Origin of the sequence: Sphingopyxis selenitireducens (assembly GCF_051550705.1) — a bacterium.
Lineage (GTDB): Bacteria > Pseudomonadota > Alphaproteobacteria > Sphingomonadales > Sphingomonadaceae > Sphingopyxis.
On sequence record NZ_JBPULG010000006.1, the window covers coordinates 23,699 to 36,024 of the forward strand.

Consider the following 12,326-nt stretch of genomic DNA (forward strand, 5'->3'; position numbering starts at 1 on the left):
GCCCTGACGGGAGAGAATATCCTCTACCCCACCAGCGACGCCGAACTTTTGCGGATTCGGGAATATCGCGCGAGCCATAGGGGATGACGGGCGGCTGTTCGCAAGCGTCTATTTGCGCACAAATCTGTCGCCGCCAAGTTCCAGCGCGGAAATCGCTCCATCCGGGGCGAAGCTGAATCCGACCGGGGTCGGGCCGGTGATGCTCATCTGGCCCGGGCTGTTCCACTGCGCCATGAACATATCGGCCCGATCATGGTCGAGCATTGCGCTCGCCAGCGGGCGCGCGAGCTTGAGCTTGCCGTCGACCAGCGTGATCGCAACCTCGCCCAGCAGATCGCTCGAATAGACACCGGCATAGCGATCGAGCGGCAGCCGGGTGGGCGCCGGGACCGCCGCACTCCGTGCCGCCGCTCCCTTTTCACGCGCGCGCCGGGCCGCCTCGTCGTCCGCCTGTTTCATGATGGCGCTGTGATCGATCGTGGCGCCGCCCAGAAACGCATCCAGCACGCGCAGTTCGACGGCCGCCGCCAGCTTGGTGCGCAAACCATTGGTCAGCACGACCACCCCGAGCTTTCTTTCGGGTATCATGGTGACCATGCTCTGCATCCCGTCGATCGCCCCGCTATGCCGGACGACCTTTTGCCCGCGATATTCCTGCACGCCCCAGCCGAGACCATATTCATTGAACTTGAAGGTCGTGCCCGCTCCTCCGCCCGTGACGATCTGGCCGCTATGCATTTCGGCCAGCGTCGCGGGTGCGATCAGCTCAACCCCCTCGAAACGGCCGCCGCCCAGTTGCAAACGCACCCACTGCGCCATGTCGCGCGCGCTGGAATTGATCACGCCGGCGCCGCCGACATTGTCGATCATGCGATATTCGACAGGTATCACCTGACCGCCGAGCATTGCATGCGGGGTCGCGACATTGGCCAGCCCCTTGAGGGCCGTGATGCTGGTGCTGGTGCGGCGCATGCCCAGCGGTTCGAAGATGCGACCGGCGATGAAGCGGTCAAAGCCGATACCGGTCACAGCGGGGACGATTTCGCCCGCGACGATGAACATCTCGTTCTGATATTGATACTGGTTGCGGAAACCGAGCGTTGCGGTCTGAAAGCGCAGCCGCCGGATGATTTCCTTGCGATCGAACCCCGACCCGTACCAGAGCCCGCCATTGGTGACGACGCCGGTGCGGTGCAACAGCAGGTCGCGCACCGTCACATGGCGGGTGACATAGGGGTCGTGGAGCTCGAACGACGGCATATAGTCGTGGACCGCGCCATCCCAGCCGATCTTCTCTTCGTCGACCAGCATGCCGAGCGCCGCCGCCGCAAAGGCCTTGGTCGCCGATCCGATCGCAAAGACCGTGTCGGCGTCGACCTTGTCCGCTTTGCCCTTCTCGCGAACACCGAAGCCCTTGGAATAGACGACCCGGTCGTCCTTGACGATGGCGATGGACAGGCCCGGCACCTGCCACGCCTGCCGCGCGCCCTCGATATAGGCATCGAGCCCTTCGAGCGCCGCTTCGGTCGCAGGCGATGTCACGGATAGCTCCGCAGGCGTCTCGACGGTGGTCCGGGCCAACGCCGGGCTGGAGAGCAGAGCCAGGCTCGCCGAAGACAGAATGATATGCTTCATTCGCACGTGGAAGATCATGTTTTCGTTCCATTTCCGGCGCGAGCCATCGGCGGCGCCACATGAGGGAGGGAGATGCTATGGCCGCTGTTTTGCGGCCGCCGGAGGATCGGCACGCACCATATCGACCACCTCACGCACCGCAGCGATCACCATATGCGCCCTCTCTCCCGGCTTCGCAGCAAATCGGGGCTACGAAACATAAATTTCTAAATTAGAAATATTTTCAATCGGGGACATAAGTGCTGGGTGTGAAAATTGTCAATGCCAGCCGCAACGCGGCTGTCAGAAGCGATTGGCTACGCCGCGTCGGCTGGTTCAGAAATATCTCGCCCTCGCGCAACGCGTCGAAGGATCATCCTGCGTCCCGGCGACAGGCGCGGCGCAACTCGATTGCGGCCCTTTTTGGAGGGCATATCGCCATGCTCTGATGCACAATCAGGCATGTCCCGGCGATGGGCCAGGATGCTTCGGTCGGAAATATCGGGTGACTGGTCCCGACATGGGCGGGAGGAATCTCGACCGGCTGGCTGGGGCGGCAGGATTCGAACCTGCGCATGGCGGCATCAAAAGCCGCTGCCTTACCGCTTGGCGACGCCCCATCGGGCCGGTGCGAGCGCGCTCTATAACGTGGAGCGCATGAATGGCAAGCTGGCTGAACGCCTTGCCGCGATCAAAATCAGAGCCGCGTGACCCAGCCATGCGGATCGGCGGCGCGGCCGCGCTGGATATTGACCAGCTTGTCCTTGAGCATGCCGGTGACCTGCCCCGGACCGCCAGCGCCGATGGTGAAGCTGGTTTCGCCGCGCGTCACCTTGCCCACCGGCGTCACCACGGCGGCGGTGCCGCAGGCGAAGCTTTCGGTCAGGCGGCCGCTTTCCGCATCGGCCTGCCACTGGTCGATCGCATAGAGTTCCTCGCGCACCGTCAGCCCGGCGTCGAGCGCCAGCGTGATGATCGCGTCGCGGGTGATTCCGGGAAGAATCGTGCCGCTCAGCGGCGGCGTAACGATGCTGCCATCGTCGAAGACGAAGAACATGTTCATGCCGCCCAATTCCTCGATCCAGCGGCGTTCGGCGGCGTCGAGGAACACGACCTGATCGTGCCCCTTGGCGATCGCCTCGCGCTGCGCGACGAGGCTGGAGGCATAGTTGCCGCCGCATTTGGCGGCGCCGGTGCCGCCGGGTGCGGCGCGGGTATAATCCTCCGCCACCCAAAGCGAGATCGCCGGGGCGCCCGACTTGAAATAATTCCCGACCGGCGAGGTGATGACAAGGAACTGATATTCGGCCGCGGGCTTCACGCCGAGGAACACTTCGCTCGCGAACATGAAGGGACGCAGATAGAGCGCGCCGCCGTCAACCGGGGGGAACCAGTGGGCGTCGGCCGCAACGGCTTCCTTCACCGCGGCGATGAACATGTCTTCGGGCAGTTCGGCCATCGCCATGCGACGCGCGCTCTCGTTGAAGCGCGCAGCGTTGGCTTCGGGACGGAACAGCGCCATCGAGCCGTCATCGAGTCGATAAGCCTTGAGCCCTTCGAAGATTTCCTGCGCATAATGGAGCACAGCAGTCGCGGGATCGAGCGACAGCGGCCCGCGCGGCATCACCTGCGCATCGTGCCAGCCCTTGTCGTCGCTATAGCGGATCGACACCATATGATCGGTGAAAACGCGCCCGAACATCGGATCGGCAATCGCCGCCGCGCGTACATCGTCCGTGACCGGATTGGGGTGCGGCAATTTGGCAAAGGCGGGAGATGACATTGCGGAAACCTATGATTTGAGGGTTGATCGATGCGCGCCTCTTGCCAAAAGAGTGCGCCGCGCGCAACGCTAGTCACCATGAACGAGGAAAATTTTCTTTCACAAGTACCCGCTGCGTCCGCACTTTTCTTACGCGAGGACGAAGTTCGCCGGGGGATCGAATTTCTGTTTTTCGCGCATGCCGCGCTGTGGCGGACGATCGACGCGCGGCTCGCCGAGAATGAACTGGGCCGGGCGCATTATCGCGCTCTTTATTTCATAGCGCGCCAACCGGGGCTGACGATCACCGACTTGCTTGCTTTGCTGGGGATCACCAAGCAGTCGCTGGGCCGCGTTGTCAAGGAATTGGAGGCGCGCGACATGCTGACGACGCGCCCGGGCAATCGCGACCGCCGACAGAAGGAACTGCGGCTGACCGACGCCGGGCGAGCGCTGGAAAAGTCGATCTTCACTGTGCTGCGCGACGCGATGAGCCGGGCCTATACCCATGCGGGGCAACAGGCCGTGACCGGATTCTGGCAGGTCAGCGAAGCGCTGGTCCCGGCGCGCGACCGCGCGCGGGTGGCATCGCTGGGGCGTGATCCCGGTTAAGCCATTCCCTTTCCCGTTCGCATCGAGCGAAGTCGAGATGCCCCTCGGTTAGGTGTTTCGACGATGGGTGTCTCGACTTCGCTCGACACGAACGGAGAGGAGAGCGAAATCCAGGAACGATAGCGGCCCCCGCCTTCGCGGGGACGACGCTTTGTCTCAGCCGTCGCCGCGCGCGAGGTCGGCGAGTTCGCGGCCCCGGTCGCGCGCCGCGCGCAGGACGTTGGTGAGCAACGCCGCCAGCTGGCCGTCGCTGTCGAGGACATCGAGACCCGCCTGCGTCGTGCCGCCCTTGCTCGCGACCTGCGCGATCAGCGTGCCGGGCCGTTCACCGCTGTCGACGAGGAGCGCGGTCGCCCCGCCGAAAGTCGCGGTGGCGAGCGCCAGTGCATCTTCCGCCGACAGGCCCAGCCGTTCGCCCGCCGCAGCATAGGATTCGATCAGGCGAAGCACGAAAGCAGGACCGCTGCCGGTGAAGGCGGTGACGAGGTCCATCGTCGAGTCATCGTCGAGCGTCACGGTCTGACCCAGCGGATCGAGCAAGGCGGTAACCGCCGAGGCATCCACATCGCCAAGCGAAGCGACCGCCGACACACCCGCGCCGATTCGCGCCGCGAGGTTGGGCAGGATGCGGACCTGTGCCCGCGCATCGGGGAAGCGCGCTGCGAGATCGGACAGCGACACCCCGGCGAGGATCGACAGGAGATGGACCTCGCCGGTCGCGAGCGGCGCAAGATCTGCGGCGACATCGCCCAATTGCTGCGGCTTCATCCCCAGCATCATCCAGTCGGCCGAGCCGCCCGCAGCCTGCCACTCCGCGAGCGATGCGTACAGCGCGACGCCGTCGCGGGCAGTTGCATAAGGATCAACGACCGCGACCTGCGCCGGATCGAGCCCGTCCGCAAGCCAGCGATCGAGCATCGCACCGGCCATGTTGCCACAGCCGACCAACAGCAGCCGGTCGGAGAAGTCCCGCAAAATCTTCGTCATAAATCTTCTTTTCTTGTCCTTAGCGGCAGCTGCTTTCGGGACCCGAGATCAGGTCGAGACAGCGGCCGTCGATCTTGGTCGCATCGACAGGCAGGCCGATCAGCGACGCCAGAGTCGGCAATATGTCGACCGTCATCACCGCATTGGGCTGTTCGAAGCCGGCGAGCCCCTTGCGCCAGAAGAGCATGGGGACGCGGCGGTCATAATCCCACACCGACCCGTGCGTCGCGACATAGCCGAGACCCGATTCGGGAATCGGTGTGACGCGCGGCTTCAACACGACGATGAAGTCGCCCGACCGCGCCGGATTATAGGAGGCGCGGAGCTTGTCCATCAGGTTCCAGACGTCCGGTGCGCGCTTCGAGACCGGATGCGCTGCCAGCTCCTCGCCGGTCACGACCGCTTCGACCTGACGATGAGCGCGCAGCCGGGTGGTGATCTCCGCCATAGCGGCCTTGCGCTGCGCCGGGGTCAACGCCTTCGACAGATAGAAATCGCCGAACGGGCCGTCGCCGTAGAGCAAGGGTTGCGGCAGGCCGAGTTTTTCGGCGACCGCTTTGCCCAGCGCATCGGGCGCCAGCGCGGGATCAACGCGCTCGGCGGCGGGCCAGGCATTCTGACGGTTGCGTTCGGGCAGGTCGTGTCCGCCATGGTCGGCGGTCAGCGCGACGGCATAATCGATCCCGGTCGCGTCCATCCGCGCGAAGAAATCGCCGAGTTCGCGGTCGAGCCCCGCCATTTGCAGGCACATTTCGGCGCCCTCGGTGCCGACGCCATGGCCGACATAGTCGGTCGCCGACAGACCGAGGATCAGCAGGTCGGTCGCGTCGCCTTCGCCGAGCTTGCGTGCCTGACGCAGCGCCGCGCCGGCGGCGAGTACTGCGCCGTCGGCCTCGGGCGAAGCCATGAAGCGGCGGAAATCGCCGCCCTCGCGTGCGAGGCGGCCGGTGCCTACCGTGCCGCCCTTGTCGATCGCAATGGCGATATCCTGTGCGGCGCAATTGGCGGGCAATGTCAGCCCGGTGCGCGGCTGCGCGATCGCCGCAGCAATCGCGGTTCCCGCCTGCGTTGCGGTTGGTGACAGGGTGGTGTCGCGGTAGCTGGTGAGACCGCCCGGGAACAGCCACATCAATTCGTCGGCCTGATGTCCGCCCATCATGATCGCCGCACGGTCTTTGCCCGCGACCGAGACGACCTGCGCCTTCGGATCGCGCGCCTTCATCAGGTCGCCGAGCGTCGGGACGAGAAGATGCTTCGCCGACGGCGCATATTTGCCGCTGCTCGATGTCGTTCCTTCGACGCTTTCATCTTCGGCGCAATAAAGCCGTTTGTCGGCACGCGGCGTCGACAGGTCGAAATAATTGTTCGCGATGATCCCGGTGCGCGCCGGGTGGCTTCCGGTCAGGATCGTCGAATGGCCGGGGCAGGTTTCGGTGGCGCCATGCGCCTGATAGCCGGACGGAAAGACGACGCCCGAAGCAAGCCGGGCGAGACCGCCGGTGAAATGGCCGCGATATTGGGCGAACAGATCGGCAGAGAATTGATCGACCGCGATCATGATCAAGAGCTTGGGCGGCGGGGTCGCGGCGGTCACTTTCGCGGCGGGCGCGGTCTGGACCGGAGCGGGAGCATCCTGCGCGAGGCTGGCCCCGGCGCCGGCAACGCAAAGAGCGGCAGCAAGGGCGGTGGTCAGGCTTTTGATCTTCACAAGCTGTCTCCGTTTCTGGGTCCGTCAGCGCGGGCTGTCCTCTCGACGAAACCCGCCTATATGGCAAGCCTCGAACGATGGATATGGCGGGACGGCATGGCGCGCGTGAAGAACGGATTTGTGGCAAGCGGATGGCGCGCGATACTGGCGATGCTGGCGCTCGCCTTTGTCGCGACAAGCCCCGCGACGGCCGCCCCCACGCATATTCAGGCGAAGCTTGTCGCCGAATCCGCGGCCCCCGCCCCCGGCGATGCAACAACCCTCGCCCTGACCATGACCCCCGAAAAGCCTTGGCATGGCTATTGGGCGAATGGCGGCGACGCGGGGTTCGGCATGGCGGTCGAATGGAATGCGCCCGAGGGCGTGACCGTCGGCGCCTTTCACTATCCCGTCCCCGATGCCTTGATCCTGTTTGGCATGATGAACCATGTCTATGAGCATCCCTATGCGCTGCTCGCCGACGTCCGCATCGACAAGAGCATCGCGCCGGGCACCGACCTGACGCTGTCGGGGGTCGCCAACTGGCTCGCCTGCACCGACAAGGTATGCGTCCCCGAAAAGGCGGTGATCTCGGTCGTGCTGAAAGCCGGAGACGGCGCGATTTCGGCGACGTCACGCACGCAGTTCGACGGCTGGCGCGCGCTGTTGCCGCAGCCGCTCGACCGGGCGGGCACGTGGGAACGCCGCGGCGACGCGCTGCGCTTCGCGATCCCCCTGCCCGTCGCAGCGACACTCGACGACCCACACCTGTTCCTCGAAACGCGCGAAGTCGCCGACTATGCCGCTGCGCAGACGTTCAGCCGCAACGGCGACCAGATCATCGTCGAAACCAAGGCCAAGGGCGAAGCTGCGGGCACGGTCGCGGCGCTGCTGAAGCTGGGCGATGGACGCGGGCTGACGGTGCGGTTCGAGCCCGGGACGGTTCCACCCGCAGGCGAAGCCATTGCGACGCGCGCGAGCGGGGTCGACATGGGGCTGTTCTGGACCGCGCTCGGCGGCGCGATCCTCGGCGGCTTGATCCTGAACCTGATGCCGTGCGTCTTTCCGATTCTGAGCCTGAAGGCGCTCAGCCTTGCGCGATCGGGCGGCGATGCGCGGGGCGCGAAGGTCGAGGCACTGGCCTATACGGCGGGCGCGGTCGTTACCGCGTTGCTGCTCGGCGGCATATTGCTGGCGCTGCGCGCGGTGGGCGAACAAGTGGGCTGGGCTTTCCAGCTCCAGCATCCGGTAAGCGTGCTGGTCCTGTTGATCCTCGCCATCGCGATCACACTCAACCTGCTCGGCACCTACGAATTGCCAAGCTTCGGCAAAGGTCAGGCTCTGACCGCCAAGAGCGGCGCCGCGGGCGGTTTCTGGACCGGCGCGCTTGCCGCCTTTGTCGCGACGCCGTGCAGCGGGCCTTTGCTGGGCGCGGCGCTGGGCGCGACGCTGGTCCTGCCGGTATGGGCGGCTCTGCCGATTTTCGGCGGGCTGGGACTGGGGCTTGCCCTGCCCTTCCTTGCGGTCGGTTTTGTGCCGGCATTGCGCAACCGGCTTCCCAAGCCGGGGCCGTGGATGGCGACGTTCCGCAAGTGGATGGCGCTGCCGATGGGGTTGACGGCGCTGGCGCTCGGGTGGCTGCTGTGGCGCCAGATCGGGAGCGGCGCCGGGCTCGTCTATCCGTTGATCGCGGTGAGCATGGCCGTCGTCCTGCTGTGGCATTTCGGAGCGATCCAGCGCGGCGACCGCCGAAAATGGCTTCTCGGCGCCGCCGCTCTTCTGCTTGTCGGCAGCCTTGCCGCCGCAGCCGCCGAACTCGCACAAACCGAGCATAAGGTAGCGGCCTCCGGGTCCGCCTTCTCCCCCGAAGCTCTTGTCAAGGCGCGCGCCACCGGCAAGCCGGTGTTCGTCTATTTCACCGCCGACTGGTGCCTGTCGTGCAAGGCAAACGAGGCGGGGGCGATCAACCGCGAGGCGGTGCAAAAGGCGTTCGACAAGGCGGGCGTGATCACGCTCGTCGGCGACTGGACCAATGGCGACCCGGCGATCACCCGCACTCTGGCCGACTTGGGGCGCAACAGCGTGCCGCTCTATCTCTGGTACGCGCCCGGCGCCGCGCGGCCCGAACTTTTGCCGCAGATACTGACGCCGGGAATGCTGGCCGACAAGGCGGCGGGACGCTGATGGCCAAGCAACGCGCCGATCAGTTGCTCGTCGACCGCGGGCTTGCCGAAAGCCGGACCCGCGCGCAGGCGCTGATCCTCGCCGGCCTCGCCTTCATCGGCGACCGCAAGATCGACAAGGCGGGGCAGCAGGTGCCCGACGATGCCGAGATCAGCGTCAAGGGCCGCGACCATCCGTGGGTGTCGCGCGGCGGGATCAAGCTCGACCATGCCCTCACCCATCTCGGCTGGGACGTCGCGGGCGCCGTCGCGATCGATGTCGGGTCATCGACCGGCGGCTTTACCGACGTGCTGCTGAGCCGGGGCGTGGTGCGCGTCTATGCCGTCGATTCGGGAACCAACCAGCTCGCGTGGAAATTGCGGCAGGATGAGCGCGTCATCGTCCACGAACAGACGAGCGCGCGGATTTTGACGCCGACGCATATCCCCGAGCCCGTTGACCTGATCGTCTGCGACGCGAGCTTTATCGCGCTGTCGAAAGTGCTGCCGGTGCCGATGGGCTTTGCCCGCGATGGCGCCCGCATCGTCGCGCTGATCAAGCCGCAGTTCGAGGCTGAGCGGCACGAAGTGGGCAAAAAAGGTGTCGTGCGCGACGCCGAAGTCCATGCCCGAGTGTGTGCCGAAACGCGCGACTGGCTGGAAGGCGCGGGGTGGTCGGTGCTCGATCTGGTCGAAAGTCCGATCACCGGTCCGGAAGGAAATATTGAATTTCTGATCGCAGCGGTGAAGCGAGCCGCTTGACGCTGGCCGCGCGAGCCGCAACACGTGTCGCCCTCGGTATCGACAGTTGGGGGTCGTATCTATGAGTGAAATCGCTACGTCGGGTCAGTTGCGCATGTCCTATCTGCGCTGGGCGCTGGTGACGGTGCCCGCGATCGTCATGGTCGGCAGTCTGTCGGGACTGTTGTCGAACAGCGGCTATTCCAATCGCTGGTTCGCCGCGCTCGACCTGCCGGCGATCACGCCGCCGGGCTGGGTGTTCGGCACCGTTTGGCCGATCCTCTATGTCTGCCTGGGGTTGTCGCTGGCGATGATCCTTCATGCGCGGGGCGCGCAGGGGCGCGGCTTTGCGCTGCTGCTCTTCTTCGTCCAGCTCATCGCCAATTTCGCTTGGTCGCCGCTGTTTTTTGGCGCGCATCAGGTTACGACGGCACTTTACCTGATCATCTTCATCCTGATGCTGACCGTCGCCGCGACTTTCGCTTTCGCCTCGATCCGCAAGGCGGCGGCGTGGCTGCTCGTTCCCTATATCGCGTGGCTGTGCTTTGCCGCGGTCTTGAATTTCCAGATCGACCAGCGGAATCCCGACGCCGAAACCCTTGTCCCCTCCGCCGCGAGCACCCAAATAGGCTAGTGGCAAGGGAACACTCCCGACGAAGGAATATGAAATGCAGAGCGAGAACCGCTTTTTCGACGATCTGGCCAAGATGGTGAACGGCGTCGCCGGAACCGTGGCAGGCGCCGGCCGCGAAGCCGAATCCGCGATGCGCGAGCGCGCCAAGGAATGGATCGGCCGCATGGATTTCGTCAGCCGCGAGGAATTCGAGGCGGTGAAGAAAATGGCCGCGACGGCGCGCGCCGAAGCCGAAGCGTTGAAAGCGCGGCTCGACAAGCTGGAAGGCGTGGCGAAGCCAGCTGCGGCTTCGAAGCCTGCCACTGCTCCGAAGGCCGCGGCGCCCAAGGCGGCCGCGAAGCCCAAGACCGCGCCGAAGAAATGAACGTTCGGCCCCGGGTTAGCCGGGGCCGCCATCGGCGTAGCGCAAATCTGTCAACGGCCCTGCTGGCGCGGGGAGGACGAGTGACTCGCAGACTCGCCACTTCGGGCGAGAGCCGCTAAGGGCGCCTTATGAGCGACGATATGTACGACGATGACGACGGCCAGGACGCGGCGCCGATGGAAATGCTGGCGTCCTATTTCGCCGCGCATGACTGGCCGCACGAAATGGTCGGCGAGGACGAGATTGTCGCGACCGCGCAGGGCAGCTGGACGACCTATGAACTGCGCGCGGTCTGGCGCGCCGACGATGGCGTCATCCAGTTGCTCGCCTTTCCCGACATTCGCGTCGTCGAGGACAAGCGCACCGTCGCGCACGAAGCGCTGGCGCTGATCAACGAACAATTGTGGCTCGGCCATTTCGAACTCTGGTCGAACAGCGGGACCATTTTGTTCCGCCACGGCATGCTGCTGGGCGGCGACGCCTCGCTGCCGCTCGATCTTGCCGAAACGCTGATCGAAAGCGCGATCGACGAATGCGAGCGCTTTTACCCGGTGTTCCAATTCGTGCTGTGGGGCGGGAAATCGCCCGCGGAAGCGCTCGCCGCGTCGCTGATCGACACGCGCGGCGAAGCTTAGACCTTATCCGATTCAGATGCCGTTCGCATCGAGCGAAGTCGAGATGCCCACCGTTGGCACATGTCGTCGGCGTGTCTCGACTTCGCTCGACACGAACGGGTTGTGAACCGTCCTATCTTTTCTCGAAGCGCGTCAGCCCCGGTCCCAGTTCATTCGTCCCGATCGCCAGTGGCTCGCCGCTCCAGTCGGCGACGAATGCCGACTTGCGCCCGATGTCGCCCGGCAGGCTTGCGCGATTGCCCGAAATCGCCAGTCCGCGCGACGGATTGTCGCGGCCTTCGGGTGCAACGGTGATGAACGCCGAGTAATTTTCCTTGTCGCGGCCCTGGACGAACAGATTATTCGCAATCTGTCCGGTCGCACCCGATGACAGGTCGATCATATAGTTGGTCGCGCTTCCCTGACTGTCGTCGAAGCTGTTGTCCCTGACATCGACCTGTTTCGCGCGGGTTTTCAGATAATGGCCGCCACTGCCCTTTTCGAAGCGGGTGCGGGTGACGACGACGCGCCCGTAAAAGCCGGTATACACGCTGTGCGCGCAGCTGAGCCCACGGTCGCAGCGTCCAAGGCGCGAGAAAGTCGAACGGTCGATGGTCAGCGTCGCGGCCGGATCGTCGGCGGTCAATATGCCTTCCTCACTGTTGCGAAACAGGCTGTTGGCGATATCGAGATTGCTTTTTTCGAGCCGGATACCCGCGCCATTGCCGTCGGGCACGCGCATATTCTGGAATACGAGACCATCGACGCGCGCACCGGCTCCGCGCAGCACGAGCGCCGCTTTCCCCTCGCAGGTCACACCGTCGAAAATGGCGCGGCCGGGCTCGGCGGCGACAAAGGCGATCCGCCCCGCCGTCTGTACGGCGCAGTCGCGATGATAGCCGGAAGCGATGCGGATCGTCCCGGCGCCCTCCCCGATCGCGTCGACGGCGTCCTGGAGCCGCCCGAAGCCGCGGCCCGATTCGGCGACGACATAAGACGCCGCATCCGACTGTGCGGGCGCGGATATGGGCGCGAGAAGCAGCGGGAGAGCGAGCAACGGCAGCAGCGGCCGACCAAAAAGAGACTTTGCCATGCGACGCGTATAGCCGCCTTCCGCCATCGCGTCGCGGGCGAAGCGGATGAACCGCC

Annotated in this window: 11 protein-coding genes and 1 tRNA gene; 6 read left to right on the forward strand and 6 right to left on the reverse strand. The window is 65.1% G+C overall.

Features of this window, described 5'->3' with window-relative positions; all coding sequences use genetic code 11:
- Positions 1–108 precede the first annotated feature (108 nt).
- From ACSYDV_RS18790 to ACSYDV_RS18800, 3 genes are all read right to left on the reverse strand, one after another.
- The gene (locus ACSYDV_RS18790) at positions 109–1,653 is read right to left on the reverse strand and encodes a serine hydrolase (protein WP_438325404.1); all 1,545 of its coding nucleotides are present in this window, start codon (positions 1,651–1,653) and stop codon (positions 109–111) included.
- Between the two features lie 506 nt (positions 1,654–2,159).
- A tRNA-Gln gene (locus ACSYDV_RS18795) sits at positions 2,160–2,234 on the reverse strand.
- A gap of 77 nt (positions 2,235–2,311) precedes the next feature.
- On the reverse strand, positions 2,312–3,397 hold the full coding sequence (locus ACSYDV_RS18800) for a branched-chain amino acid aminotransferase (RefSeq protein ID WP_438325406.1): 1,086 nt from the start codon (positions 3,395–3,397) through the stop codon (positions 2,312–2,314).
- Between the two features lie 78 nt (positions 3,398–3,475).
- Here ACSYDV_RS18800 and ACSYDV_RS18805 point away from each other — a divergent pair, with 78 nt between their 5' ends.
- Positions 3,476–3,988 (forward strand): MarR family winged helix-turn-helix transcriptional regulator, encoded by a 513-nt coding sequence (locus ACSYDV_RS18805; RefSeq protein ID WP_438325408.1) that lies wholly within the window; start codon positions 3,476–3,478, stop codon positions 3,986–3,988.
- 156 nt (positions 3,989–4,144) lie between these two features.
- Here the strand turns inward: ACSYDV_RS18805 and ACSYDV_RS18810 are convergent, their stop codons facing one another.
- Entirely contained in the window at positions 4,145–4,975 is an 831-nt protein-coding gene (locus ACSYDV_RS18810; protein WP_438325409.1) for a pyrroline-5-carboxylate reductase family protein, read from the reverse strand.
- Positions 4,976–4,994: 19 nt separating this feature from the next.
- Positions 4,995–6,668 (reverse strand): alkaline phosphatase family protein, encoded by a 1,674-nt coding sequence (locus ACSYDV_RS18815; protein ID WP_438325990.1) that lies wholly within the window; start codon positions 6,666–6,668, stop codon positions 4,995–4,997.
- Positions 6,669–6,779: 111 nt separating this feature from the next.
- On the opposite strand from ACSYDV_RS18815, the gene ACSYDV_RS18820 reads away from it, so the two are divergent.
- From ACSYDV_RS18820 to ACSYDV_RS18840, 5 genes are all read left to right on the forward strand, one after another.
- Complete coding sequence (locus ACSYDV_RS18820; RefSeq protein ID WP_438325411.1) at positions 6,780–8,846, forward strand: protein-disulfide reductase DsbD family protein; 2,067 nt, start codon at positions 6,780–6,782, stop codon at positions 8,844–8,846.
- A complete protein-coding gene (locus ACSYDV_RS18825; protein WP_438325412.1) occupies positions 8,846–9,586 on the forward strand; it encodes a TlyA family RNA methyltransferase in 741 nt (246 codons plus the stop codon). The genes ACSYDV_RS18820 and ACSYDV_RS18825 overlap by 1 nt, the downstream gene beginning before the upstream one ends.
- Positions 9,587–9,647: 61 nt before the next feature.
- Complete coding sequence (locus ACSYDV_RS18830) at positions 9,648–10,199, forward strand: TspO/MBR family protein (RefSeq protein WP_438325413.1); 552 nt, start codon at positions 9,648–9,650, stop codon at positions 10,197–10,199.
- A 34-nt stretch (positions 10,200–10,233) separates the two neighbouring features.
- The gene (locus ACSYDV_RS18835) at positions 10,234–10,563 is read left to right on the forward strand and encodes an accessory factor UbiK family protein (protein ID WP_438325415.1); all 330 of its coding nucleotides are present in this window, start codon (positions 10,234–10,236) and stop codon (positions 10,561–10,563) included.
- 140 nt (positions 10,564–10,703) lie between these two features.
- On the forward strand, positions 10,704–11,198 hold the full coding sequence (locus tag ACSYDV_RS18840) for a type III secretion system chaperone family protein (RefSeq protein WP_438325991.1): 495 nt from the start codon (positions 10,704–10,706) through the stop codon (positions 11,196–11,198).
- Positions 11,199–11,310: 112 nt separating this feature from the next.
- Here ACSYDV_RS18840 and ACSYDV_RS18845 read toward each other — a convergent pair whose 3' ends face one another.
- Positions 11,311–12,270 (reverse strand): right-handed parallel beta-helix repeat-containing protein, encoded by a 960-nt coding sequence (locus tag ACSYDV_RS18845; protein ID WP_438325417.1) that lies wholly within the window; start codon positions 12,268–12,270, stop codon positions 11,311–11,313.
- Positions 12,271–12,326: the final 56 nt, after the last annotated feature.

Coding starts and splice junctions, on each gene's coding strand:
- ACSYDV_RS18845 (WP_438325417.1), bottom strand. CDS start 12,270: ATGGCAAAGTCTCTTTTTGGTCGGCCGCTGCTGCCGTTGCTCGCTCTC.
- ACSYDV_RS18790 (WP_438325404.1), bottom strand. CDS start 1,653: ATGATCTTCCACGTGCGAATGAAGCATATCATTCTGTCTTCGGCGAGC.
- ACSYDV_RS18825 (WP_438325412.1), top strand. CDS start 8,846: ATGGCCAAGCAACGCGCCGATCAGTTGCTCGTCGACCGCGGGCTTGCC.
- ACSYDV_RS18835 (WP_438325415.1), top strand. CDS start 10,234: ATGCAGAGCGAGAACCGCTTTTTCGACGATCTGGCCAAGATGGTGAAC.
- ACSYDV_RS18805 (WP_438325408.1), top strand. CDS start 3,476: ATGAACGAGGAAAATTTTCTTTCACAAGTACCCGCTGCGTCCGCACTT.
- ACSYDV_RS18810 (WP_438325409.1), bottom strand. CDS start 4,975: ATGACGAAGATTTTGCGGGACTTCTCCGACCGGCTGCTGTTGGTCGGC.
- ACSYDV_RS18830 (WP_438325413.1), top strand. CDS start 9,648: ATGAGTGAAATCGCTACGTCGGGTCAGTTGCGCATGTCCTATCTGCGC.
- ACSYDV_RS18840 (WP_438325991.1), top strand. CDS start 10,704: ATGTACGACGATGACGACGGCCAGGACGCGGCGCCGATGGAAATGCTG.
- ACSYDV_RS18820 (WP_438325411.1), top strand. CDS start 6,780: ATGGCGCGCGTGAAGAACGGATTTGTGGCAAGCGGATGGCGCGCGATA.
- ACSYDV_RS18800 (WP_438325406.1), bottom strand. CDS start 3,397: ATGTCATCTCCCGCCTTTGCCAAATTGCCGCACCCCAATCCGGTCACG.